The sequence below is a fragment of the Luteibacter sp. CQ10 genome, assembly GCF_040900725.1.
Taxonomy (GTDB): Bacteria; Pseudomonadota; Gammaproteobacteria; order Xanthomonadales; family Rhodanobacteraceae; genus Luteibacter.
This window is the reverse complement of record NZ_JAEUYM010000002.1, coordinates 385901-410589: the sequence shown is the minus strand read 5'-3', so window position 1 is coordinate 410589 and position 24689 is coordinate 385901. Positions and strand designations below refer to the sequence as shown.

The following is a 24689-nucleotide window of genomic DNA, read 5'->3' as shown; positions in this document are numbered from 1 at the left end:
AGAACGACTTGGAAACCATGCTTCTTTGACCAACTGCTTTCTGCGGCCAACTTTTTGTGATGCATCATCATAAGTTGGCAGCGCCGGACGACTTATGATGATGCGGTCAAAGAGGGTGGCATTCGAGCAATCTGCCGCACGCCTGATTTCCAGCGGTGCGCCAGAAGACAAACTTGAGATACGTCCATCAAGGTTTGGCCGAATCGGCCAAACTATGAGAGATCGCGCACATATGCCCTAAAGCCCTGAAGTTATGGTGGGCCCACCAGGATTCGAACCTGGAACCAAGGGATTATGAGTCCCCTGCTCTAACCGTTGAGCTATAGGCCCTTGCGGGGCGGGAAGTGTACCGAAAGGGGCCAGTCTCAAGCCATTGCGATCTTTCCCATGCATCGGTCCCGGCAGGGTGCCCGTTGAGGTAAACTGGTCGTTTTTCAGACAGATAGCATGGTGCAGGCCTCCTTACGGGCATCGGTTCGCGGTTCGACCTTTGTCCGACTCCTTGCGCGACTGAGCGACGCCGAGCCCGTCCCGGCGGGCGGGTCGGTGGCCGACCGGTTGGGCCTGTGGCTCGACTGGACGCAGGCCATCGGCCTGTCGTCGGCGCTGGAGGGCAAGCTGCCCGAGGCATCCGAGGCGGTGGTCGCGTTCAATGACGGCGAAGCTGCGACGGCGCGTACCGCGCTCGTGGAAGCCATCGTGACGGAGCGGGAGAGGGACATGGGCGCGGCACCGGACTTCGCGGCCTTCCGCGCGCGTTACCTCCGCCACCAGCGGGCGATGCAGGCCGCGACCGGCAACCTGCGGGGGCGCTTGCGCGACGTGCTGGCGGCGGTATCGCCCGAGGCGGCGCGGCTGGCGGAGGTGGATGCCTTCATGGAGTCGGTGCTGAGCCCCCGTGAACACCGCCTGCTGGCAGGCGTGCCGACCCTGCTCGGCGACCGTTTCGAGCGCCTTCGTAGCGCCGCCGCGCCGGGCGACGGCACCTGGCTCGATCTCTTCCGTCGCGACATGCAGGACGTGCTGCTCGCCGAACTGGACATGCGTTTTCAACCGATCGAGGGGCTGCTCGCCGCCCTTCGCGGCATCACTGGGTAAGTCATGGTCAGAAACCTCCTTCTTCTCGTCGTTCTCCTTCTCGGCCTCGCGGCCGTGGGTTGGGTCGGTGCCGGATACGTCGGCTCCAACCCCCTGGGCGCGGCCGTGGCGGCGCTCATCGGCGTCTGTTACCTGGCCGGTGCGTGGGAGCTGTATCGCTACCGGCGCGCCACCCATACCCTCGACCGCGCCGTCCGGGAACTGGACGAGGGCACCCCGAGCCTCGCCAGCTGGCTGCAGCGCCTGCATCCCAGCCTGCGCAACGCCGTGCGCCTGCGCGTGGAAGGCGAGCGCGTGGCACTGCCCGCGCCCACGCTGACGCCTTACCTCGTCGGCCTGCTCGTGCTGCTGGGCATGCTGGGTACGCTGCTCGGCATGATGGCGACGCTGCGCGGCACGGGCATCGCGCTGGAAAGCGCCACCGACCTGCAGGCCATTCGCGGATCGCTCGCCGCGCCGGTGAAGGGGCTGGGTTTCGCCTTCGGCACGTCGATCGCCGGCGTCGCCAGCTCCGCGATGCTGGGCCTGCTCTCCGCGCTCTGCCGACGGGATCGCCTGGACGTGGTGCAGGAGCTGGACGTGAACATCGCGACCCGGCTGCGCGTGCACTCGCAGGCGCACCAGCGCGAGGAATCCTTCCGCCTGCTGAAAAACCAGGCCAACCTGATGCCCATGCTGATCGAGCGCATGGAGTCGATGATGGCGGCGCTGGAGCAGCAGAGCCGTACCTCGGGCGAGCGCCTGATCGCCAACCAGGAAAGCTTCCACGCCACCACGGAGGTGATCTACACGCGCCTGGCGTCCTCCGTGGAGCAGTCGATGAAGAAAGGCATCGCCGAGAGCGCGCGCATCGCCAGCGACGTGCTGCAGCCCGTGGCGGAATCCACGATGGCCGCGCTGGCGCGGGAAACCGCGTCGTTGCACGAGAAGGTGTCGCAGGTGGTCGGGCGCCAGTTCGACGAGCTGACGGACGGCTGGAAGCAAACGGGCACCGCCGTGACCGCCGCCTGGAACGATGCGCTGGCCGAACAGCGCAAGGCCAACGAGCGGCTCACGCAAGACGTGGGTCGCTCGCTGGACGCCTTCGCCAGTCGTTTCGACGAGCGTTCGGCGAGCCTCGTCGATCACCTCGCCGCGCGCCTGGATACGTCCGCGAACCATGCCGCCAACGCATGGAACGATGCGTTGACCCGTCAGTCCGCCGCGAATGACGACCTGGCCGAGCGACAGCAAAAGGCGCTCGCATCCGTCACGGCGACGTGGGAAGCGCAGGCGGCTTCGCTCGCCGACGCCATGCGCCGGTCTCAGCTGGAATTGCAGCAGGCGCTCGCCACGCGCGACGAAGATCGCCTGAAAGCCTGGGCGGATACCCTCGCCGCGACGACGGCCACGCTCACCCAGCAATGGGAGCGCGCGGGCGACCACGCCGCGAGCCGTCAGCAGGCCATCGGCGACGCGCTCGAGCGCACCGCCCAGGAGATCGCGACGCAGACGCAGGCGCATGCCAGCGCCACTATCGCCGAGATATCGCGTCTGGTCGATACGGCCTCGGAAGCGCCGAAGGCAGCAGCCGACGTGATCGCCGGACTGAACCAGTCGCAGGCGGCGTTGCAGCAGGCGCTCGCCACGCGTGACGAAGAACGCCTGAAGGCCTGGACGGACACCCTGGCCGCTACCACCACCGCACTCACGCAGCAGTGGGAGCGCGCGGGCGAACATGCCACGAGTCGCCAGCAGGCCATCGTCGACACGCTCGAACGCACCGCGCAGGACATCGCCGCGCACATGCAGAGCCATGCGAGCGCGACCATCGCTGAGATGTCGCGCCTCGTCGATGCGGCGTCGGAAGCACCGAAGGCCGCGGCGGAGGTGATCGCCGAGCTGCGTCAGAAACTCTCCGACAGCATGGTGCGCGACACGGCGATGCTCGAGGAGCGCACCCGTCTTCTCGAGACGCTGGAAACCCTGCTCGACGCGGTGAACCATGCGTCCACCGAACAGCGCACGGCCGTCGACGCGCTCATCGGCACCTCGGCCGACCTGCTCGAGCGCGTCGGCACGCGCTTCACCGATCACGTCGAAGCCGAGACCGGCAAGCTCGGCGTGGTGGCCGAACAGCTCACCGCCAGCGCCGCCGGCGTGGCGAGCCTGGGCGAGGCCTTCGGTGGGGCGGTGCAGCAGTTCGGGCAGTCGAATGAGGCGCTCATGGAGCGCCTGCGCGAGATCGCCGAGGCGCTGGGTACCTCGCTCGTGCGCAGCGACGAGCAGTTGGCGTACTACGTCGCGCAGGCGCGTGAAGTGGTCGACCTCAGCGTGCTGTCGCAGAAGCAGATCATCGAAGAGATGCAGCACCTCGCCAAGACCCGCGCCGCCGGGAAGGCCAAGGCATGAGCCACGACATCGACGCCGACAACGAATCGGTCGCGCCGATCTGGGCCGCCTTCGGCGACCTGATGTCGGTGCTGCTGGGCGCGTTCGTGCTGATCCTGGTCGGCGTGATCGGCATGCAGTTGCAGTTGTCGAGCAAGCTCGACGAGGCCGTGAAGCAGCGCCAGGCGGAAGAGCAGCGTCGCGTCACGCTGGAGCAGGCATTGGCGGCGCCGTTGGCCTCGGGGCGCGTCACGCTGGTGAACGGTCGCATCGGGATCAGCGGCAACGTGCTCTTCGCACTCAACTCCGATGAGCTGCAGCCCGAAGGTCGCGAGTTGCTGAAGAGCCTCGCCGCCCCGCTCAGGAGTTATCTCGCCTCGCGCGACGAGATCCTGATGGTCAGCGGCTTCACCGACGACCGTCCGGTGCACGACGGCAACCGTCGTTTCGCCGACAACCTCGAACTGTCCGCCGAGCGCTCGCTCACCGTGACGCGTGCGCTGATCGCCGAGGGCGTGCCGTCCTCTTCGATATTTGCTGCGGCGTTCGGCGCCGAGCAGCCGGTCGGTTCCAACGAGGACGAAGCCGGTCGCGCGAAGAACCGTCGTGTGGAAATCGCGCCCGTGCCGAAGCTTTCGACGGTCGACAAGCATGAGCCACGATAAACCGCGCGGACTCTTGGGAGGGCTTGTCGACGACATGGCGTCGAAGCCGTCGACGTATCCTGAGTTGCCCGCCATCGAGGACTTCCGCCGCATCTGGACGAGCGTGCGTTCCGAGAGCCAGCTTCGCCTCGCGCACGAGCCCGTGCCCACCGACGCGGGCCCGCTCAATTCCGCCGCCCTCGTGCATCGCGCGATTACGCTGATGCGAGAGCTGTCGCCGGAGTACCTGCGGCATTTCCTTTCGTACGTCGACGACCTGTCGTGGCTGGAACAGGTGCATGCCGCGAAGGCGCCGGCGGCCAGGGACACGCCACGCGCTGCCGTCGTCGCGAAGAAACGCGCACGCAAGCCGAAAGCGGCAACGGCTCGCAAGGGCTAAAATCGTCGTCGGCCTAAGTTGCCTTGGCGGGGTGCTCTCCGGAGCCATGATTCTCCCCGGCGTCGATAATGGCGTCAGGTTTGTAGCTCGCCTGCAAAGTCGCCGAAGATCTCTCTGAAGAAATCCAGCCTGTCATCCCGGTTCCATCGGTCGTTGTATGCGTCAAGGGCGAGCCGGTGCAGGTTTTCTTGTGTTACCACTTTTCGCACTTCCGTCAACGTCGTTACGCTGCATAAGCGCCGGACATCGCGTCCGAGCAGTCTGGCGCTTCCTCGCACGTAGTCGTGATCCACTCCATCCAGCAACGATGGTTCGTCGTACATGCGATTACCGTTACCGAGTTCTGAGTAATTGCGTAGCAAGATTGCAAGATCATTGGCATCCTTTCGAGTAGCTGAGTGACGGTCGTTCCATGCAAATAACTTGAGCAAGGCTAATCCAGGAACGCTAGGTACCTCGATCGTGGCGTCGCCCACGTCGACGATGCTTGCCGCCTCGGCGGCATCCGGATAGCCCTCTACGTTCATTTCGATGTCGGGATCCTGGGGCCATCGGAATCTCGGGCCTCCTACCCCAGGACCGAAGGGCACGATATCCACGAAAACCTCATGGCTCGTCGGGCTGGCTTTGTAATACAGGCGGTGGGTCAGGCCAGGTCTGCCCGTAAAGCGGGGCGTATCGAGCAGGCGCGATATCATCATATCGAACGTATCCCAGCCATGAATGGCGACGGCGAAATCCACGTCGTTGGTGGCACGGTGCTGGGGCAGGTCGTAGACGTGACTCATGATGATGTCCCTGGCACTCGCGCCTACGAGCATGATCCTTACGCCGACATCTTTCGCTGCAAGAGTTACCTCGTGAATGATTGCCCGGCTGGTTGCATCCAGTGGAGCGCTATTCCTTAGCTTGAGCATTCAGGTATTCCTTGCGTAAACGCGCTGCGGTTTCGTTGGCGCGTGAATCTTGCAGGGTAAGGAGGTCCGCGTAGATCAGTAGCGGATTGACAACGCCTTTCGTGTGCTCGAAAGCGTCGCTGAAGTGCCAGAAGCGTTCAACGATTTCGATCGGTCCATGCGGGTCGGCTCGTAGACGATGATTTCTCAGCAGGGAAGGCATCGCATCGGCATCGTCCGCAAGGTATATCGTTTGTGTCACCGGCGTCAGGTAGTGGGTGAGCCGGTAGGCGGCTACCTCGCTCCCCCATAGTGCCTTGGGGCCGATATCGGCTTCGCGCCACCACTCCTGGCTTGGTGCCGTGAAGCGGCGATGCTTCAGACGAGGTCGAAGTCGGTTGGGGTAGTTGGTAGCCCATTCGTTCTGCGTACGCTCTATGTCGAGAAGATGCCGCCCCTTTTCCCGGCCGCGCTGGGAGAGGAGGCCCCGGTGCTCAAGGTCGGCAAAGACTGGCGGTATGACCCCAAGCGATACCCCCGCCGCCGCGGCAACCTCACGGTACGGCGCAGCGAGAAGTTCGGGACGGCAGAGAAGGGCGTAAATCACTCGTAACGATGCATAGCTCGTGCCTCCTTTGAGAGGAGGGGATGAGATGATGGACGTCGAAGGCCTGTTTCCCCGAACCAACACCCAAAGCGGACGGGCCCTGAGAAGGCAGTTGCCGCCGGAGTCGATGAAATCCAGATCGATTTCCCTGCAGTGGTCGATCTGCTTTGCCGTCAGGTGGTGAGTGACCAGCAGCGGACGCATCTCGTTCTCTCGCATGGCAAGTTGCTGGCGAATAAGGCTTAAATGAGCTTCGCCTGTGATGTGCGATTTGTGCTCGGACAGATAACTCACTTGTCCGCTGGGGAATGCCACGACGACCACGGTGTCGGGGCCGTAGGACAGCGGCATCGAGGTGATCTTGAGTCCCGTCGCGGCCTCGACGGCTTGGGCGGCACCTTGTAGTAGGGCTAGCTCGTCCACGCGGCCACCTTGTTCAATATATTGCGTTGTTCATTTTTATAAAACATATTGAACAACTGAACAAGAGGCGAAAAAATCTCATGCACTCATGAGAATTTAGGCGCTGGTTGTTTTCAGCGATCTCTTGACCCACCAGAACGCCCGCCGCACCAGTCCCGCCGCCTTGTCCGGATTCCACATGAAAGTGGCCACGCTTTGCGGCGGCATCGTGTAGTTGAAGCGGGTCAGGCCTTCGCCGACGGAAATCGAGCGGGCGCTCTTGTGGCTGTTGGCCACCACCAGCACGATGGAGCCGTCGGTGGCGTTCCAGAACGCCACGTTGGGAATGCCCTTGTCGGCGTCGGTGTCGGTGGATTGCACGCGGCTGGCTTCGGGCAGTACGAAACGGCTGAAGTGCGCCAGGGCGTAGTACTCGTCGTTGCGGCTGACCTGGCCGGTGCGGGAATCGATCTGTACCACGCCCTTGCACAGGCCGCAGCCGCCGAAATGCGGCCCGTGGTTTTCGTCCAGCGCGAGGTTCCAGTAGATCACCCCGCGGGCCCATTGGCGGATGCTGGTGATCAGGAGGTTGCGGGTGAACCACAGCAGCTCGCCACCGGCGGCGGATGGCCAGTCGCCGCCGGAGCATTCGGTCATGTAGACATCCTTGTCGGGGTAGGCCCGATGCACCTTGCCCTGGTTGTAGGGATTGCCTTCGTAGCAATGCCAGGCCACGCCGTCGATGTAGCGGGCCGCGTCGGGGTGGGAGAGCACCTCCAACGGTTGCTCGGGATGGCTCCAGTTATGGTCCCACTCCAGGATCTGCGTACGCGGATAGCGCTTGGCCAGCTTCGGGCCGAGGTACTGGGCGACGATGCGTGCGCGCGTCGCCGCGGGTAGGCGCATGCCGGGATAGGACAACGGCTGGAAGGCGGGCTCGTTCTGCAGGCTCAACGCGAAGATCGGAATGCCCTGGCCGCGGTACGCGTCGAGGTACTTGATGAGGTAGTCCGCATAGACGCTCTCGTAGCGTTCGTCCAGCTCGCCGCCGAGCACGTTGGCGTTGGCCTTCATCCAGGCCGGGGCCGTCCACGGCGACGCCATGATCTGCAGGCCCGGATTGATCGCGAGCGCTTCCTTCACGGCCGGGATCAGGTCTTCCCGGTTGGAGGCGATGTTGAAGTGCTCGAGGTCCGGGTCCGACTGGCCGAAGAAGACGTCGTCCAGCGTGTAGACGTTCAACGAGAAGTCCGACGAGCCTACGGTCAGGCGCATCATGTTGAAGTTGAGGTGGGGCGGCGGGCCGTACAGTTCGTTCAACAGCGCCTTGCGCTGCGCGGCGTTCAGCTTGTTCCTGAGCAGCCAGGCCGACGAATCGGTCATCGCCGCCCCGAAGCCGACCATGGTCTGATAGCTCTTGCGCAGGTCGATGGCGATGTCGACGGGGCGCGACCCGCGCGGCGTCGCGGCGATGTCGGGCTGCTGGGCCAGCTTCAGCTTGCGATCGGCGGTGCTGAGCCACAGTTCGACGATGGGCAGGGTGGTCGGGACTTGCGGCGCGGCCCCGGCCTTCGACGCGCTGTGTTCCACGCGCCATATCGCCCGGGGCGCGGCCACGGCGAGCGCGGAGACCAGGACGATCAGGGCGATGAAGACCGCCGTGACGCGACCGGAGTCGGCGCTCTGCTCATCCATGGCGCACGGCTCCGCGTTTATCGTTGTCGCCCGATGGGATCACGAAGCCCCGCGCCATTCGTTTGGTCCACCCTCAAGATACAAAAAAACGCCCGCTTGCGCGGGCGTTTTCGTCATGTCGCGCCTCGATCAATCGATATCGAGGAACGAGCGCAGGGTTTCCGATCGGCTCGGGTGGCGCAGCTTGCGCAGGGCCTTGGCTTCGATCTGGCGGATGCGCTCGCGGGTGACGTCGAACTGCTTACCGACTTCTTCCAGCGTGTGATCCGTGTTCATGTCGATGCCGAAGCGCATGCGCAGCACCTTGGCTTCCCGCGGGGTGAGGCCGGCGAGCACGTCGCGGACGGTTTCCATGAGGCCGGTTTCCGTGGCCGACTCGATGGGCGAGCTGGCGTTGGTGTCCTCGATGAAATCGCCAAGGTGGGAATCCTCGTCGTCGCCGATCGGGGTTTCCATGGAGATCGGTTCCTTCGCGATCTTCAGCACCTTGCGGATCTTGTCCTCGGGCATTTCCATTTCTTTGGCCAGCTCTTCCGGCGTCGGCTCGCGGCCGAACTGCTGGAGCATCTGGCGGGAAATGCGGTTCAGTTTGTTGATCGTCTCGATCATGTGCACCGGGATGCGGATGGTGCGTGCCTGGTCGGCGATCGAGCGAGTGATGGCCTGGCGGATCCACCACGTGGCGTACGTGGAGAACTTGTATCCGCGGCGGTATTCGAACTTATCCACCGCCTTCATCAGGCCGATGTTGCCTTCCTGGATGAGGTCGAGGAACTGCAGGCCGCGGTTGGTGTACTTCTTGGCGATGGAGATGACCAGGCGCAGGTTGGCCTCGACCATTTCCTTCTTGGCGCGGCGCGCCTTGGCCTCGCCCACCGACATGGCGCGGTTGATTTCCTTGATGTCGGTCAGCGGCAGGTACAGCGTGCGCTCGATCTGGGCCAGCTTTTCCTGCTCGGCGTCGATGGCTTCGCGGAAGTTCTTGATGTTCGGCGACCACTTCTGGCGCTTGCGCGACAGCTCGGCGGCCCACTCGAGGTTGCCCTCGTTGGACGGGAAGCTCTTGAGGAACTCGGCGCGCGGCATCTTCACCTGCTTGACGAAGATGTCCATGAGGATGCGCTCGTGGTGACGGATGTCGTTCACCACCTCGCGCAGCTTGCGCACGAAGCTGTCGATGAGGGCCGAGGGCAGCTTGAGGTTCAGGAACGCCTCGGACATCTGCTCGCGGATCTTCGCGACCTTCTTGTCGGCGATCTCGGCCTTGGGCGCGGACTTCTGGAACTTGGCGTGCAGCGAACGCAGTTCTTCCATGCGGCGCTTCACTTCTTCCGGATCCGGACCGCTCGGGCCTTCGTCCTCGTCGGTGGTCGTGGAATCGTCGTTATCGTCGTCGTCGTCGGAGTCGCCATCGACTTCCGGCAGCTCGGCGGCGGCGGCCTGGGCCTGGTCTTCGGCGGCCTCGAGGTCGGCGAAGCCGGCCAGGATCTCGCTCAGGCGGCGCTTGCCTTCCAGGTGCTGGTCGTACTCTTCCAGCAGCAGCTGAATGGTGAGCGGAAACGAGGCGAGCGCCGTCTGGACCTGGTTGAGGCCCTCTTCGATGCGCTTGGCGATGGCGATTTCGCCCTCGCGGGTCAGCAGCTCGACCGTGCCCATCTCGCGCATGTACATGCGCACGGGGTCGGTGGTGCGGCCCACCTCGGAATCGACGGCCGACAGCAGCGCCACGGCTTCTTCGGCCGCGGACTCGTCATCGGACGACGCGCCGGGGGCGGCGCCGTCGCTGATGGTGTCGGTGTCGGGGGCGGAATCGTGGACCTCGATGCCGACGCCCTTGAGCACCGCCATGATGTCTTCGATCTGCTCCGGGTCGACGATGTCGTCGGGGAGGTGATCGTTGATTTCCGCGTAAGTCAGGTAGCCCTGCTCGAGGCCCTTGGAAATGAGTTGCTTGATTTCCGATTGTTGCTCGTGAGCTTTGTTAGTCATGCCGACCGCCGCGGGTTACTGGAACCGATCAGTATAGTCATTTGATGATTTTTTGACCAGTTTTCAAGTGGATCGGCCTCATCGTCGATACGCAAAAATCGCGCCAGATCGGGCCTTCCAGGCCGGAGAACGCATCGAGTGAGGGGGGAGTGGGGCTACGGGCCCCGGGCAGAGGCCTAGCGCACCTCCAGGCGGAAGGTGACCGGGCCGTCGTTGATCAGGTGAACCTTCATATGGGCACCGAAGCGGCCGGTTTCCACCCCCGGATGGGCGTTTCGGGCCAGTAATACCAGGTGATCGAACCACCGGCGGGCCTCGTCGGGGGCCGCGGCGGCGGTGAAGCTGGGGCGCATGCCCTTACGGGTGTCGGCGGCCAGGGTGAACTGGCTCACCAGCAACAGGCCGCCACCGGTCTCGGCCAGGCCCAGGTTCATCCGGCCCTCGGCATCGGAAAACACCCGGTAGCCCAACAGGCGCTCGAGCATGCGGCGGCACTGGGCCTCGCCGTCGCCGGGCTCCACGGCCACGAGGGCGAGCAGGCCCGCGCCGATGGCGCCCACGGTCGTCCCGTCGACCTCGACACGCGCGGATTCGACACGCTGGATCAGTGCAATCATGGATTCGTTAGCGGCTGGCGGGGACCAAGCTTAATGGAGCCGTTACCATTCAGGCATGCGTCCCGATATCTACCTCCTCTACCTCCTGCTGCGCCTGGTCAGCTTCTTCCCCCTGCGTATCGTGCACGCCGTCGGCGCCTGGATCGGCCGCCGTTCGTTGCGCAACCGCTCGCGCAGCGCGCGCTACACGGCGGTGAACCTGCGCCTGACCCGTCCCGAACTCCCTGGCGATGCCCGCGCGGCCCTGCTGCGCGAGACGATGGAGGAGTCGGGCAAGTCGGTCACCGAGGTGGCCGCGATCTGGGGAGGGGGTGCCGAAAAGGCGCTGGGGCTGGTGCGCGAGGTGGTCGGCGGCGAGCTGTTCGAGGCAGCGTTGGCCTCGGGCAAGGGTGTGATCGTCGCCGCGCCGCACCTGGGGTGCTGGGAGCTGCTCAACTACTGGCTGTGCAGCAAGACCCCCATGGCCATCCTCTACCGCCCGCCGCGCATCCAGGCCATCGAGGCCCTGCTGCGCAAGGTGCGCGGCAAGCTGGCGCCGGAACAGGTCCGGGCCGAGGGTGCCGGCGTGCGCGCGCTGTTCAAGCGCCTGGGCGCGGGTGGCACCGTGGGCATCCTGCCCGATCAGAAGCCGCGCGAGGGGGAAGGGGAGTTCGCACCGTTCTTCGGCGTGGACGCGCTCACCGGCGTACTGCTTTCCCGCCTGGCGGCGCGCACCGGCGCGACGGTGCTTTTCAGCTTCGCCGAGCGCCTGCCCCATGGAGCGGGTTTCCGCATCCACGTCATCCCCGCGCCCGACGGCATCGACAGCACCGATCTGAAGACCGCCTGCACGGCGCTCAATCGCGGCGTGGAGCAGTGCGTGGAACGGGCTTTCTCGCAGTACCAGTGGCACTACAAGCGCTATACGGCCCACGACCGCGCCGATCCCTACAAGACGATCAACCCGTTCGAGGGAGGCGGTTGAGGAACACGGTCATTTCCTTTTCGGCCTGCTTGTCGCCGCGTTCCAACGCGGCCTCGATGCCGTTGCGCCAGGCCTCCGCCGCGCCGCTTTCGTCATCGCTCGCCAGCAACGACTTACCCAGCAACTTCCACGCGGCCGAGTAGTGCTTGTCGAACGCGAGCGCTTCGCGGAAGGCCGTCGCGGCACCGGCGTAATCGCCGTCGCCCAACAGCGCACTGCCGATGGAGAAGCGCAGCAGTGCGCCATCGCGGGGACCGCCGACCTGCGCGCGCAGGCGCTCGACGAGGGGTTGGCTCATCGCATCGCCGTCCGCGTGCGCCAGTAGTCCTGCGGATAGAGCAGCGTGGGCTGGGCGGGCTCGGCCGGCACGCGCCCCGATTGCAGGGCGTTGAGCGTCGGCGCGTCCCAGATCATCAGCCAGCCCGTGCGCGACGGCTGGATCAGCCGTGCGAAACGGAAGGCCTCGGCCGGCGGATGCCTGGCATAGGAGACGATGAGGCCGTTGGGATGATGCGTGGCGAAGTCGTCCAGCGAATCGCCGTCGTGCACCGCGTCGTCGTCTTCGTCGTCAGGCGCGGGGGCCATGCCGGGAAGGACGTTGATCCGTGCGATGGGATGCATCAACCGGCCGGCGAAGTGGTATTGGCCGTTGTACTCGGTGCCGAGATTGCCGATGGGCCGTCCGGCGGCGTCGGCCTGGCCGAGGAAGGCCGATGCGGGCGCAAGATCGTAGCGGTACCACAGGCCCATGGTGAACAGCGCATTGAGCGCCACGGTGCCGATCAGGCCGGCGAAGGCCAGACGGCGCATCTCGCCGCGCCCGCGCAGGAGCAGCAGGGCGCCGAGCACCAGGAAGATCACCGCGAAGAAGCGCGCGTAAGGCGCCATGCCCGTGAGCCAGATGTTGTCGGCGAAGCGCGTGGGCACCACGGCGGGCATCGCGAAGAGGGCGACGGCCAGGAGAAAGGCGCCCAGCGAGAGCGGCCACGTGCCCAGCGCGTAATGCGTCGCCAGGCCCTTGTGGCGCTCGCGCAGGTCGGCCACGCAGGCGGCCACCAGCATGGTCACGCCGGCCAGTTCCGGCAGCAGGTAATACAGCTGCTTGCCGCCGATGAGCGAAAACGTGAGCAGCGCGGGCAGCAGCCAGGCCACGAGGAAACGCAGGCCCGCCTCGAGCGGCTGGCGCATCAGCGCGACGAACAGCGGCACGAAGACCAGCACCGCCAGTCCCTTGCCGACGATGGACGGCAGCGACGGAACCGCGGCCGACACCAGCAACAGCACCAGCGCCACGACGGTGACGCCCACCGCCGCGCCGGTGCCCGGCCGCCACGGCTTGCGCAGCAGTGTCGCGGGCAAGGCCACGATGCCGCGCAGCCAGCCGCTGAGCGGGAAGACGATCACCGGAAGGAACACGAGGTAGTACCAGGCGGGGCGGGCGTGGCTCTGCAGCCCCTGCGTGTGCTTTTCGACCACGCGACCGGCGGTCTGCGTGAAGAACAGGCGCTGGCGATAGGCCTCGCCGCCCGACTCGCCCGCGGGTATCGCCCATGCCAGCAGGATGGCGAACCCCGCGAGCAGGGCGAGGAGGCCGTAGCCGTACCAGCGTGCCTTGTTCTCCCGCGCCCAGTCGTTCCACAACGGGCCGAAGAGCAGCGGAAACAGCACGTGCACCGCCATCACCGGCCCTTTGGTGAGCAGGCCCGCGCCCACCATCAGGGCGAACAGCCACCAGCGCGGCTGCGCCCGGGTGACCGTTGGAACCAGGCAGAGCAGGGCACCCAGCACCCAGACCACGAGGAGCACCTCGTACATGATCTGCAGGCCGAACAGGAACGCATACGACAGGGCCATGAGCAGCCACGGCGTGGCCTTGGCCACCCACGGACGACCCGGGAACAGGCGGCTGGCGAGTACCGAGGCCAGCACCAGCTGCGTGCCGCCGAAGATCACCTCGAGCACGCGCGGCCACACGTCGCTCACGCCGAACACGGCCCAGCCCGCGTGGATCAACCAGAACAGCAACGGCACCTTTTCGCTGTACGGATCGCCGTTGATGTGCGGCACGAGCCAGTGGCCGTGCGCCCACATCTCCCAGGCGACGGCGAGCGTGCGCGTGGAGAACATCGGCATCGGACCGTGCGAGAAGATGGCCAGCAGGGCCATCGCCGCCCACAGCGGCAGCCAGGGCCACAGGGCGCGAAGGTGTTCCGAGCGGGTATAGGCGCTGATGGACAAGGGCGTCGTCACCGTTGAAGGAGCGTGGATTCTAAACGCATGGGCCCGGCAAAGGCTGACTTAACTCCTACCCCTGGGGAAGTCGCCACGACGTCTAGGGCTCCGGGTCAGGCCGGTCCCCAGTAGCCGATCCGCCGCCGGATCTTCAGTTTGCGCCAGAGGTTGAGCGGCTTGCGGCGCCGGTTACGCGCCCCTTCGGCGATGAAGGCGTCGATCGCGTCGAGCACGCGCTCGCTCGACCGGCCGTCGCGGTAGGGGTGGATGGCGTTGGCGTAGTCGTCGATGGCCTGCATGAGTTCGGGCGGGCGCGACAGCGCGCGCTCGATGGCGGGCGCGAACTGTTCCGGATCGTCGATATCGATCAGTTGCGGACCGGGGCGTCGATTCTTGAACGTCACCACCGGCTTGCCCGTGAGCAGGAACTCGTTGAGCGCCGACGAGGTGTCCGAGCACATCATGTCGGCCTCGCCGAACAGCTCCAGGATGTTGTCGTTTTCGGCAAAGCGCAGGTGATCGTTCTGGAGCGCCTTGAATTTCGCCGTGGTTTCCGGGTTCATCTTCGGGTGGAAGGTGACCACGAAACGGTAGCGGCCGTCGCGCGAGAGTTCCTTCACCTTGTCGTAGAGGATCTCGGCGGCGCTCCACGAGGGCGAGAACGTGGAGTGGTAGAGGATCACGGGCGGACGCTTCACCGGAGGCAGCGGGCGGCGGCCGATCTCGCCCATGTACGGGTCGAGCTTCGGCCAGCCGGTTTCCTTCACGGCGAAGTGGCCGAGCTTCGCGGCGATCTCGTCGAAGGCCTGGGTGTCGCGCGGTCCGGTGGTGCAGTAGAGGTCGAAAAAGCCGCGGATGTAGATGTGCCGCGGCTTGCCCGCGTCGAAACCGTGGAAGGTTTCCACCTTCACGCCCGGGAAGAAGTGCGGCACCGCGTTCGACGAGGTGACCACGGCGATGGGCTTGTAGCTGCGCACTTCCTCGGTGGTGCGCAGCCAGGTCTCGCCCTCGACGAGGTCTTCGCCGCCGGGGCCGTCGAAGAACCATGCCGCCTCGTGGCCGCGTTCGCGGATGGCTTTCTGCAACGGACGCAGGATGGCCAGCGCGTAACGCTCGGAGCCGTAAAGGAGGTAGTGCTTCTTCATGTCGTGGTGTCCGAGCCGCGGTCGAGGCCGTGGCGGTGCAGGGCGGTGGCGGCCGACTCGCGCGAGGCCGGGTTGTGCCGCATTTCGTAGTAGCGCATGCGCTTGTACACGGCGTAGCTCGCCGCCGTCTGCGCGATGATGAAACCGCGCCAGCCGTCGAGGACGGCGAGGCGGAAGAGGTAATCCTTGACGAAGGCGAGCAGGAACACGAACGGCGTCTGCCACATGCGCGTCGACTTGCCCTTGTCGTACCAGTCGCGGCACTTCAGCTCGGAATAGCGCAGCACCTTGAGCTGTTTCTCGACCAGGCTGGGGTTGTTCACGTGGTCGAAGGGCGCGCGCAACGTCCGCGAGGTGCCGTCGAAGCGGAGGGATTCATGCACCCGGGCGTCGGTCCAACGCGCGCGGTCGCGGTGCCACAGGCGGGCCATCTTCTCGCCCACCGAGGGGCGGTACCAGCGCATCGGCCGGCCCATGTAGATGGTGCGCCGGCGCAGATACACGGCCGCGTCGTTACCCGCCTGGATGGCGGGCAGGGCGGCCTCCAGTTCGGCGGCCAGTTCGGGCGAGAGGAACTCGTCGGCGTCCAGGGCGAGCAGCCAGTCGTGGCTGGCCTGGGTGGTGGCGAAATTTCGCTGCGGCCCGAAGCCCAGCCAGTCCTGGTGCACCACCCGGGCGCCGTGCGCCCGGGCGATGGCGACCGTGTCGTCGGTGCTGCCGCTGTCCACCACCACCTTCTCGGCGGCGAAGGGCACGCTGTCCAGGCAGCGGGCGATCGTATGCGCCTCGTTATAGGTGATCACTACAAGGGTCAGGGGGAGGCTCGCCATCGCGAAAGTCTACCCGATGGAAGCCGGACCGCCGCCGTTTAGCCTGAACCGGCTATGCTTCGCCGCCATGCGCATCACCGTCGCCATCATCACCTACAACTGGCCCGCCGCCCTCGAGCGCGTGCTCGAGGCACTGGCCCGGCAGACCCGCCTGCCCGACGAGGTCATCGTCACCGACGACGGCTCGCGCGCCGACACCCGCGAGGTGATCGAGCGGGTGGCGGCCACCTTCCCGGTGCGCCTCGTGCATCTGTGGCAGCCCGACGACGGCGCGCGCATGAGCCGCGCCCGCAACCGCGCCATCGCGGCCGCCACCGGCGACTACGTCATCCTCATCGACGGCGACATGGTGGCCGAGCCGCACTTCGTGGCCGACCACGAGGCCTTCGCGATGAAAGGTTGCTACGTGCAGGGCTCGCGCGTGCTCAGTGACGAGAACCTCACCCGGCGCATGCTCGCCGACGGCTCGGTGCGTGCTACGTTCTTCACGCCGGGCATCGAGCGTCGCCGCCATACCCTGCGCCTGCCATGGCTGGCGCGCCGGTACGCGAAGCCCGGGCGGAAGACGCGCGGCATCAAGAGCTGCAACTGGGGTTTCTGGCGCGACGATCTCATCGCCATCAACGGCTTCAACGAGGCCATGACCGGCTGGGGCCGCGAGGACACCGAACTGGTCCATCGCGCCTATCACCATGGCCTCTACCGCCGCGAGATGCGCTTCAGCGGGCTGGCCACGCACCTCTACCACCGCACACGCAAGAACATCGTCGACAACCCCAACGACCGCATCCTCGACGACACCCGCCAGCGCAAGCTCGTGCGTTGCGAGTTGGGCCTGGACCAGCACCTCGCCGAATTCGCCGTGGCGCCGCCAGACGTGCGGCCGGGATCAGCGGGGAACGTCTAGCGCGTCCAGCGCGGCGCCGAGCCGGGCGGGAAAGGCGATCTGGTTGGCGAGGTACCACGAGCGAGCGTTGTGGCCCAGCGACGTCCGCTCCGCATCGTCCATGGCGATGGCGCGCTCCACCGCCTGTTCCAGCGCGGCGTCGTCCACGTGCCATGTGCGCGCCAGGTGATACGGCTCGCCTTCGCGCGCCGCCACCGGGATCCCGCGGGTCGCGTCGATCATCTGGTTCATCGGCGCGCCGTCGCAGGCGATCACCACGGCGCCGCAACTCATCGCCTCGACGAGGTAGTGGCCCCAGCCCTCGGTCTGCGACAAGCACAGGTGGAACGTGCTGGCGTTCTGCAGGCGGCGCACGTCCTCGTCGGAAAGGCGCTCCCTCACGATGCGCAGGTTGGCGGCCCCGCCGTCGTCCTCGGTGGCCGCGCCCGCGCGAAGCACGGTGAGCAGGGGCCATTCCGGGTGGCGCTTCCACACCTCGACCAGCGTCGACGTGCCCTTGAGATGGCTCGAGCCGGCGGCATGGAGAAAGGACCGCGGCTGGCGCGGCACGGTGGGATCGTAACGGTCGGGACTGCGGAAGCCGACCTCGATCGCGCGCAGGCCGCGCGCCTCGAAGAGGCGGGTGGCCTCTTGGGTTTTCGTCAGCAGCGCGTCGTAACGCGGCAGGTAGCGCAGGCTGCGCGACGAGACCCATTCCGGGTTGGGCATCAGCAGGTCGACATCGGCCAGGCCGAAGGCGGCGGGGCGCACGTGTTCGAGCGACAGGTTGACGTCGAAGCGCGCGGGCTGGCGGCCGAGGCTCAGCCACGACGCCACGCGCATGCGCAGCCGCATGCCGCGCAACCGCCAGGCGCCATCGTGGCGGCGCGAACCCAGGCGGGTGATCGTCACCTCGTGGCCCAGTTCGCGCAGCGCCCCTTCGACGACGGCGATGTCGTGCGAGAGCCCGCGCCGGTTGTCCCACGCGAGCAGGTGGATGCGTGCCATCAGCCCGTCGCCTCCCGCCTCCCGGCGTGGGCCACGCGCGTGGGCAGCGCCGTGGCGAGCGCGAGCCCGAAGACGAGGTACATGTAGAACGAGTGCGGCATCGCGCGATAGAACACGTTGTCGGTGAACGCCGAGAGCGCGTACATCACCACCAGCGCGAGGCCGGCGGTGGCGAGCATGGCCGTCCACTCGTCGGGATGGCCCAGGCGGCGCAGGAAGTGCACGGCGGGCAGGACGAACACCAGCAGGGTGATGATCAGCAGCGGCACACCGCCGGTGGCCGCCGCCTCCAGGTATTCGTTATGCGGATGGTCGTAGCGGGCGATGATCGGGCTGGCATCGCCGCGCGTGGCGAGTTCGCGGGTGAAACTGCCGAACTGGTCGATGCCGACGCCGTCCAGCGGATGCTCGCGGAAGGCCTGCCCCGCCACCTCCCACATGGCCAGGCGCTCGCGCACGGGGCCCGCGACATTGTGTTCGTTGAAGCTGGAGATCTCGCCGTGCACCTCGCCGAAGCGGTGCATCACCTGGTGGTTGAGCGCCGTCGTGGCGGTGATCACGCCAGCCACCAGCACGCCCACGCAGAGCGCGGCACCGTGCCAGCGCCCGGTGCGACGCACGTGCACCGCGACCACCACCAGGAGCGAGGGAACGAAGGCCAGCATCGGGCCCCGGCTCTGCGTGAGGATGGCGCCGTACGCACCGATGGCGATCGCCAGCGCGTGCAGGAGCCGTTCGCCGCGCGACACGCCGGGCTGGATCAGCCGGAGGATCGAAAACAGCACCATGCACAGGGTGACCATGGTGAATTCGATGGCGCTCCAGTCGCCGCCGTTGGTGCCGTAGGCGCGCTCGACGCCCAGCAGGTGGTGCTGCACGATGCACGAGCCGCCGAGCACGCAGGTGGTGAGGGCGAAGATCGTCCAGATCAGCCGCCAGTCGAGCACGGCGGTGAAGGCCGCGGCGGTGCAGAGGAAGATCAGCGTCTGCGCCGGCAGGTCGAGTTCGCCCCAACCCAGGCCGTGCCACGCGATGCTGAAGACGGCATAGGCGAAGCGCAGCAATCCCACGATCACGATCGCCCGCACGATGCGATAGCGCGTGCGGGTGTCCGCCTGGCGGAACATCATGATGATGCCGACCACCACGAGGGCGAGCATCGGCAGGGCCTTGGCCTTCCAGGACACGGAGACGGCGATGGGGATGATCGCCACGAGCGCGCTGAGCAGAACGGTACGCCAGGTGTACCTAGGATCGGCGGCCGTTACGGCTGCGGTCATGCGTGTTTTCCATCGACGCCCGTCGGGAACGCCGTAGCCGAGCGAGCGTCAGCAACGGTACGGAGCCGCCTTTCGGGGGCGGATAACGGCGATGGTACAACAGGCAAGGGGGCGGCCGGGCCCGGACGAACGGCGTACCGTTCAGCGCGGCGACGCCTTCTTGCGCAGCAGCGCGTAGTACATGCCGTCGAGATCGCCGTCGCCGGGAAGCACCTGCCAGCCTGCCAGGGTGGCCTGGCCCGCGGGCAGCGATAGCGGCACGGCTTCGGCGTCGCCGTGGGCCTCGATGAAGGGGCCGACCACGCCGTCGTTTTCGCGCCGGAGGATGGAGCAGGTGACATAAAGAAGCAGGCCGCCAGGGACGAGGGTTTGCCAACAGGCGGCAAGAATGCGCTCCTGCTGCGTCACGAGCGCGTCGATGTCCGCCTCGCGGCGATGCAGGCGCACGTCGGGACGGCGGCGGATGACGCCGGTGGCTGAGCACGGGGCGTCGATCATGACGCGGTCGAACGGCGTGCCGTCCCACCAGGCGGACGGGTCGCCGGCATCGGCGATCGTGACCTCGGCGGCGAGCCCGAGCCGGTCGAGGTTTTGCCGGATGCGCGGGGCCCGGCGCGGCTCGGCCTCGACCGCGAGCAGGCGCACGTCGGCGCGCTCCAGCGCGTGGCAGGCCTTGCCCCCTGGCGCGGCGCACGCATCGAGGACGCGCTGGCCGTCGGCGAGGTCGAGCAGGTCGGCCGGCACCTGGGCGGCACCGTCCTGCACGGCGAAACGGCCCTCGGCGAAACCGGGCAGGCGGGTGACGTCGGTGCTGTGCGGAAGCACGAGGCCGTCGCTGAGCCAGTCATGCGCGGCGACCTCGTAGCCGGCCTCGCGCAGCGCCACGGCCACCGGTTCGCGTTCGGCCCGGCGGCGATTCACGCGCAGCATCAGCGGCGGTTCGCGATTGGCCGCCGTCAGCACGCCCTCGGCCCGCGCCGGCCAGTCGCGCTCGATCGCACGTACCAGCCAGGGGGGATGGGCATGGCGTGTCGCCGGCTGGGCGTCCAGCGCGGCGAGGAGGGTGTCGCGCTCGCGCAGCCAGCGGCGAAGGACGGCGTTGACGAGCCCGGCCAGGCGGGGGCGCCGCAGTTCGCGCACGGCTTCGACCGTGGCGGCGACGGCCGCGTAGGCGGGCAACTCGAGGATTTCCAGCTGGACCAGCGCGGTGACCAGCAGCGCGTGCACGACGGGCTCGTTGCGGCGGATCGGCTTGTCGAGCAGGCGGTCGACCGCCGCGTCGAAGCGTGGCCACCAGCGAGCCCCTTCGTTGAGCAGCGCGGTGAGGAGGGCGCGATCGCGCGTGTCGGCCAGCCGGGGCAGGCTGCGATCGGCCACGTCCCGTAGGGAGTGACCCGAGAGGGCCACGTCGGCGAGCGCCTGGGCGGCGATCGCGCGCACGGATGCCGGTTTGCTCACGAGGTGGACCGCCGCAGCTCCGGGCGGGCATTGAGGTAATCGGCGGCGCCGATGCGGCGACCGCCGTCGCGCTGTACGGCGAGCAGGCGCAGCGCGCCCTCGGCGCAGGCCACGTCGATGCCCTCGCGCGACGCGGCGATCACCTCGCCGGGCGCGGCGTCCACGGCGCGCGGCACGGCGCGCGCCGACCAGATCCGAAGGCGTTCGCCCGCCACCTCGGCCTCGGCCACCGGCCAGGGATCGAAGGCGCGGACCTTGCGTTCCAGCGCGATGGCGGGCAGCGCGAAGTCGAGCCTTGCCTCGGCCTTGTCGAGCTTGTGGGCGTATTCCACGCCCTCGACGGCCTGGGCGCGCGCGACCAGCGTTTCTCCCGCGAGCGTGCGGCGCAGGCCTTCGGCCAGGGCGTCCGCGCCGAGCATCGAGAGACGGTCGTGCAGGCTGCCGCCGGTGTCGTCGTCGGCGATGGGCGTGCGGCGCTCGACCAGCACCGGGCCGGTGTCGAGGCCGGCTTCCATCTGCATGAGGTCGACGCCGCTCTCGGCGTCGCCGGCGAGGATCGCGCGCTGGATCGGCGCCGCGCCACGCCAGCGGGGCAGCAGCGAGGCGTGGACGTTCCAGCAGCCCAGGCGCGGGATGGCAAGCACCTTGCGCGGCAGGATGAGGCCGTAAGCCACCACCACCATCAGGTCGGGCGCGTACGAAGCCAGCCGTTCGCGATCGGCCTCGGCCTTGAACGAATCGGGCTGTTCGACGGCGATGCCGGCCGCGAGGGCGGCTTCCTTCACCGGACTGGCCGCGAGCTTGCGGCCGCGCCCGGCCGGGCGGTCGGGTTGGGTGTAGACCGCCACGACCTCCGCGCCGGAGTCGCGACAGGCTTCGAGGCAGGGCACGGCGAAATCGGGCGTTCCGGCGAACACCACGCGCAGGGAACGGCCCGCCATGCTCAGGCGCTGGCCTTGCGCTGTTTTTCCATCCGCTTGAGCAGCATGCTGCGCTTGAGCGGCGAGAGGTAGTCGACGAAGACCTTGCCGGCCAGGTGGTCCATCTCGTGCTGGATGCACACGGCCAGCGGGCCCTCGGCCTCCACCACGATCTCGTTGCCGTCGACGTCGTTGGCTTTGACCTTCACCTTCAGGGCGCGGGTCACGTCGGCGTAGATGCCGGGGAACGACAGGCAGCCTTCCTGGTAGACCTGCTGGCCGTCCTTCTCGAGGATCTCGGCGTTGATCAGCGTGAGCGGCTCGTTGCGGTCTTCGCTCATGTCGGCGACCAGCACGCGCTTGTGCACGTTCACCTGGGTGGCCGCCAGGCCGACGCCGTTGGCCGAGTACATGGTTTCGTACATGTCGGCCACGAACTGCTTGAGTTCGGCGTCGAAGACGGTGACGGGCGCGGCGACGGTGCGCAGGCGCGGATCGGGAAACTCGAGGATGGTGAGGGTGGACACGGTGTCACCTTGATGCGTTGCGTGGGCCGAAAGCGGCGCCGTGCCTGCGAAATGCGGGCAAGTCGGCGAAATCCAAGCAAACGGACCTTGTAGGATGGCCCCCTATTCTACGCTGGCCCCGTGGGACCGGCGAGCGGCGTCCGCCTTGTACGTATTAACGATTCAGTTACACTCGCCACAGCACTAGGGGAAGGGGGAAATCCCATCATGATCAAGAAGTTCGTCATGCTGCTGGGCGGCATGTTCTTCACCGTGGCCGTGTACGCGGCCGCGTCCCAGTTGCGTCCCGGTCACCCCGATACCTACACCGTGCGCAAGGGCGACACCCTGTGGGCGATTTCGTCGCGCTTCCTGTCCAAGCCCTGGCTCTGGCCGGAGATCTGGCAGGCCAACCCGCAGGTGCGCAATCCCCACCTGATCTATCCGGGCGACGTACTCAACCTCTCGCTCGACGGCACCGGCGCCACCCACATCGGCCTCGAACCGCGCGTGCGCGAAGAGGGCGAGCCGATCACCGCCATTCCCCTGGGCGAGGTGCGCACCTTCCTGAAGGAAATGCGCGTGATGAATTCCGATGAGGTCGAGCAGTCGCCCTACGTCGTCGGTTTCGAGGAAAGCCGCCTGCGTGGTACACCGGGCGCGAAGATCTACGCCCGCGACCTGGATTCGGCGCAGCCCGGCCAGCGTTGGGCCATCGTTCGTCCCACCCAGCGTTTCCGCCAGCATGCCGGCGACGGCCACACTCCCGACGAACTGACCCGTCCGGGCCAGGGCTCGTTCGTGGCCGACGAGCTGGATTCGGACGTCTCGATGACCGCCTCGCCGTGGCATGAGGACAGCCGCCACGACACGCATTACTGGGGCAAGGGCAGCGATCGCGGTACCGAAGTGACGGTGATCGGCACGGCCGAGGTGCTCGTGCACAACGATGACGTCACGACGCTCGTGGGCGTCGACTCGACGCTGGAGATCCGCAAGGGCGACCGCCTGATGCCCGTCGACGACAAGCCGTACGACCCGTACTTCTATCCGCACGCGCCGAAGTCGATGCCCGCCGATCCGCGCGTGATCGCCTTCACCGATGCCCGCAACACCGTCGGCGCGCACCAGGTGGTCGCCATCTCGGCGGGCAGCGCCCAGGGCGTCGACAACGGCACCACGTTCACCGTGATGGCGCAAGGCGACCGCATCTCCGACGACGTTTCCGGCAATTCGGACATCCGAGGTTCGCAGCGGACGGTGCAACTGCCCGACGAATTCGCCGGTCACCTGATGGTGTTCCGCACGTTCGAGAACGTGAGCTACGCGCTGCTGATGGACGCCACCCGCCCGGTTCACCGCGGCGACCGCCTCGTCCTTCCGGAATAAGGGGGTCGGCCCGTTCCCGCGCCGCGTGGGCACGGGCCGCACTCGCGACGCAGGCGTCGGCCTTCGCGTGGCGGAGGCTCGCCCCCGCCGCTTCCCGCCACCCGCCCCTCTACACTGGGCGGATGACCGATTCCGACGACATCCGTGACTGGCTGATCCTGCTGCGTACGCCGGGACTGGGCGCGCGCAAGTTGCGCGAGGGCCTGGCCGTGCGCGGCGGCGCCCGTGCGCTGCTGGCCTGGCTGGGCCGCCATGGCGACGCGTTGGGCGCCGAAGGCCGCGCCTGGCTCGAGCACCCCGACGAAACCGCGCTCGCCGCCGACATGGCCTGGCTGGAGGGCGACGGGCATCGGCTGCTCCGCTGCCTCGACGAGGATTTTCCGCCCCAGCTGGAGGCGATGCCCGATCCGCCGGCCGCCCTCTTCGTGAAGGGCGACGCGGGTTTGCTGCTGCGCCCCCAGGTCGCCATCGTCGGGGTGCGGCAGGCCCAGCCGCCCGCCCTGGCCAATGCCGCCCGTTTCGCCGCCGAACTGGCGACCGGCGGCCTGCTGGTCACCAGCGGCCTCGCCGACGGCGTGGATGGCGCGGCCCACGCCGCCGCGCTCGACGCCGGCCAGCCCACGGTGGCGGTCATCGGCACGGGCCCCGACCGGGTCTACCCGCGCAAGCACCACGCGCTGGCACGGCGCATCGCCGAATCGGGCGTCATCGTCAGCGAATACCCGCCGGGCACCCATGCGCAGGTCTACCACTTTCCCGAACGCAACCGAATCATCGCCGGGCTTTCGCTGGGCGTGCTGGTGATCGAGGCGGGCGTGAAGTCCGGCTCGCTGATCACCGCCCGCCAGGCGGGGGAGCAGGGGCGGGAGGTGTTCGCCCTGCCGGGCTCGATCCACAATCCCCTGGCGCAGGGATGCCATGCGCTGATCGGTGACGGCGCACGGCTGGTCCAGCGGCCCGATGAGATTCTCGCGGTGCTGGCGCCGGCCGCGATGGAACTCGGCGCCGAGCTGCGCGCCCGCCTGGAGCGGGCCCCGGCCAAGGCGTCGCAGGGCCGCCGGGCGGGTGTCGACTGGCGAGAGGATGAGGAATATCGCCGCCTTCTCGACGCCATGGGTTACGATCCAGCTCCCCTGGATGCCCTGGTGGGCACGACCGGACTATCCCCCGGGGCCCTCTCGTCGATGCTCCTGATGCTCGAGCTCGAAGGCGAGGTCGCCTCGTTGCCCGGCAACCGCTACCAGCGCGTCGTCTGAAGACGCGGCGCTTGACAGCCATCACGGCGGTGTGTTTCCAACTAAATATATACATACGCGTGGGCCCGCCCGGGCCAGGCGCACTTCGGAATCGATC

General features: G+C 67.3%; 22 protein-coding genes and 1 tRNA gene. 8 read left to right on the top strand and 15 right to left on the bottom strand.

Going from position 1 to position 24689, the window contains the following annotated elements:
- Positions 1 to 254: 254 nt before the first annotated feature.
- Positions 255 to 330: transfer RNA gene (locus JNG39_RS10720), tRNA-Ile, on the bottom strand.
- Between the two features lie 117 nt (positions 331 to 447).
- Between JNG39_RS10720 and JNG39_RS10715 the strand changes: the two genes are divergently transcribed.
- Genes JNG39_RS10715 through JNG39_RS10700 form a run of 4 tightly spaced genes read left to right on the top strand, consistent with a single transcriptional unit; the run spans position 448 to position 4512 of the window.
- Positions 448 to 1098, top strand: a complete 651-nt coding sequence (locus tag JNG39_RS10715; protein WP_368311370.1) for a DUF3348 domain-containing protein — start codon at positions 448 to 450, stop codon at positions 1096 to 1098.
- Positions 1099 to 1101: 3 nt separating this feature from the next.
- Positions 1102 to 3489 carry a DUF802 domain-containing protein gene (locus JNG39_RS10710; protein ID WP_368311369.1) on the top strand — a complete coding sequence of 796 codons (2388 nt, stop codon included), beginning with the start codon at positions 1102 to 1104 and terminating at the stop codon, positions 3487 to 3489.
- Complete coding sequence (locus JNG39_RS10705) at positions 3486 to 4133, top strand: OmpA family protein (protein WP_368311368.1); 648 nt, start codon at positions 3486 to 3488, stop codon at positions 4131 to 4133. Before JNG39_RS10710 ends, JNG39_RS10705 begins: the two co-directional genes overlap by 4 nt.
- A 34-nt stretch (positions 4134 to 4167) precedes the next feature.
- A complete protein-coding gene (locus JNG39_RS10700; protein ID WP_368311919.1) occupies positions 4168 to 4512 on the top strand; it encodes a DUF2894 domain-containing protein in 345 nt (114 codons plus the stop codon).
- 74 nt (positions 4513 to 4586) lie between these two features.
- On the opposite strand, the gene JNG39_RS10695 is transcribed toward JNG39_RS10700, so the two are convergent.
- The 5 genes from JNG39_RS10695 to dtd form a co-directional block, all read right to left on the bottom strand.
- Complete coding sequence (locus tag JNG39_RS10695) at positions 4587 to 5429, bottom strand: nucleotidyl transferase AbiEii/AbiGii toxin family protein (RefSeq protein ID WP_368311367.1); 843 nt, start codon at positions 5427 to 5429, stop codon at positions 4587 to 4589.
- Positions 5410 to 6438: a type IV toxin-antitoxin system AbiEi family antitoxin gene (locus tag JNG39_RS10690; protein ID WP_368311366.1), complete on the bottom strand. Its 1029-nt coding sequence runs from the start codon at positions 6436 to 6438 to the stop codon at positions 5410 to 5412. Before JNG39_RS10690 ends, JNG39_RS10695 begins: the two co-directional genes overlap by 20 nt.
- A gap of 96 nt (positions 6439 to 6534) precedes the next feature.
- Positions 6535 to 8112 carry a glycoside hydrolase family 30 beta sandwich domain-containing protein gene (locus JNG39_RS10685; protein ID WP_368311364.1) on the bottom strand — a complete coding sequence of 526 codons (1578 nt, stop codon included), beginning with the start codon at positions 8110 to 8112 and terminating at the stop codon, positions 6535 to 6537.
- Positions 8113 to 8241: 129 nt separating this feature from the next.
- Positions 8242 to 10101, bottom strand: coding sequence for an RNA polymerase sigma factor RpoD (gene rpoD / locus JNG39_RS10680; protein WP_368311362.1), 1860 nt, complete (start codon positions 10099 to 10101; stop codon positions 8242 to 8244).
- Between the two features lie 176 nt (positions 10102 to 10277).
- Positions 10278 to 10718, bottom strand: coding sequence for a D-aminoacyl-tRNA deacylase (gene dtd / locus JNG39_RS10675; protein ID WP_368311360.1), 441 nt, complete (start codon positions 10716 to 10718; stop codon positions 10278 to 10280).
- Between the two features lie 55 nt (positions 10719 to 10773).
- On the opposite strand from dtd, the gene JNG39_RS10670 reads away from it, so the two are divergent.
- Positions 10774 to 11682, top strand: coding sequence for a lipid A biosynthesis acyltransferase (locus JNG39_RS10670; protein WP_368311358.1), 909 nt, complete (start codon positions 10774 to 10776; stop codon positions 11680 to 11682).
- On the opposite strand, the gene JNG39_RS10665 is transcribed toward JNG39_RS10670, so the two are convergent.
- The 4 genes from JNG39_RS10665 to JNG39_RS10650 all read right to left on the bottom strand — a co-directional run bounded on the left by JNG39_RS10665 (position 11657) and on the right by JNG39_RS10650 (position 15889).
- Positions 11657 to 11980, bottom strand: coding sequence for a tetratricopeptide repeat protein (locus JNG39_RS10665; RefSeq protein ID WP_368311356.1), 324 nt, complete (start codon positions 11978 to 11980; stop codon positions 11657 to 11659). The two genes, JNG39_RS10670 and JNG39_RS10665, sit on opposite strands and share 26 nt — an antisense overlap.
- Complete coding sequence (locus JNG39_RS10660; RefSeq protein WP_368311354.1) at positions 11977 to 13920, bottom strand: ArnT family glycosyltransferase; 1944 nt, start codon at positions 13918 to 13920, stop codon at positions 11977 to 11979. The genes JNG39_RS10665 and JNG39_RS10660 overlap by 4 nt, the downstream gene beginning before the upstream one ends.
- 107 nt (positions 13921 to 14027) lie before the next feature.
- A complete protein-coding gene (locus tag JNG39_RS10655; RefSeq protein ID WP_368311352.1) occupies positions 14028 to 15059 on the bottom strand; it encodes a CDP-glycerol glycerophosphotransferase family protein in 1032 nt (343 codons plus the stop codon).
- On the bottom strand, positions 15056 to 15889 hold the full coding sequence (locus JNG39_RS10650) for a glycosyltransferase family 2 protein (protein WP_368311351.1): 834 nt from the start codon (positions 15887 to 15889) through the stop codon (positions 15056 to 15058). The genes JNG39_RS10655 and JNG39_RS10650 overlap by 4 nt, the downstream gene beginning before the upstream one ends.
- Positions 15890 to 15956: 67 nt before the next feature.
- Here JNG39_RS10650 and JNG39_RS10645 point away from each other — a divergent pair, with 67 nt between their 5' ends.
- Positions 15957 to 16796: a glycosyltransferase family 2 protein gene (locus JNG39_RS10645; protein WP_368311349.1), complete on the top strand. Its 840-nt coding sequence runs from the start codon at positions 15957 to 15959 to the stop codon at positions 16794 to 16796.
- Here JNG39_RS10645 and JNG39_RS10640 read toward each other — a convergent pair.
- The 5 genes from JNG39_RS10640 to def form a co-directional block, all read right to left on the bottom strand.
- Positions 16779 to 17783, bottom strand: coding sequence for a glycosyltransferase (locus JNG39_RS10640; RefSeq protein ID WP_368311348.1), 1005 nt, complete (start codon positions 17781 to 17783; stop codon positions 16779 to 16781). The two genes, JNG39_RS10645 and JNG39_RS10640, sit on opposite strands and share 18 nt — an antisense overlap.
- On the bottom strand, positions 17783 to 19063 hold the full coding sequence (locus JNG39_RS10635) for an O-antigen ligase family protein (protein WP_368311346.1): 1281 nt from the start codon (positions 19061 to 19063) through the stop codon (positions 17783 to 17785). Before JNG39_RS10635 ends, JNG39_RS10640 begins: the two co-directional genes overlap by 1 nt.
- Before the next feature lie 141 nt (positions 19064 to 19204).
- Positions 19205 to 20521 (bottom strand): 16S rRNA (cytosine(967)-C(5))-methyltransferase RsmB, encoded by a 1317-nt coding sequence (rsmB, locus tag JNG39_RS10630; RefSeq protein WP_368311344.1) that lies wholly within the window; start codon positions 20519 to 20521, stop codon positions 19205 to 19207.
- Entirely contained in the window at positions 20518 to 21462 is a 945-nt protein-coding gene (fmt, locus tag JNG39_RS10625; protein WP_368311342.1) for a methionyl-tRNA formyltransferase, read from the bottom strand. Before fmt ends, rsmB begins: the two co-directional genes overlap by 4 nt.
- 2 nt (positions 21463 to 21464) lie before the next feature.
- The gene (gene def, locus JNG39_RS10620) at positions 21465 to 21968 is read right to left on the bottom strand and encodes a peptide deformylase (protein ID WP_247372454.1); all 504 of its coding nucleotides are present in this window, start codon (positions 21966 to 21968) and stop codon (positions 21465 to 21467) included.
- 207 nt (positions 21969 to 22175) lie between these two features.
- Here def and JNG39_RS10615 point away from each other — a divergent pair, with 207 nt between their 5' ends.
- Together JNG39_RS10615 and dprA are read left to right on the top strand one after the other, a co-directional pair.
- Positions 22176 to 23336 (top strand): LysM peptidoglycan-binding domain-containing protein, encoded by a 1161-nt coding sequence (locus tag JNG39_RS10615; RefSeq protein ID WP_368311340.1) that lies wholly within the window; start codon positions 22176 to 22178, stop codon positions 23334 to 23336.
- Between the two features lie 122 nt (positions 23337 to 23458).
- Positions 23459 to 24592, top strand: a complete 1134-nt coding sequence (gene dprA / locus JNG39_RS10610) for a DNA-processing protein DprA (RefSeq protein WP_368311338.1) — start codon at positions 23459 to 23461, stop codon at positions 24590 to 24592.
- Positions 24593 to 24689 lie beyond the last annotated feature (97 nt).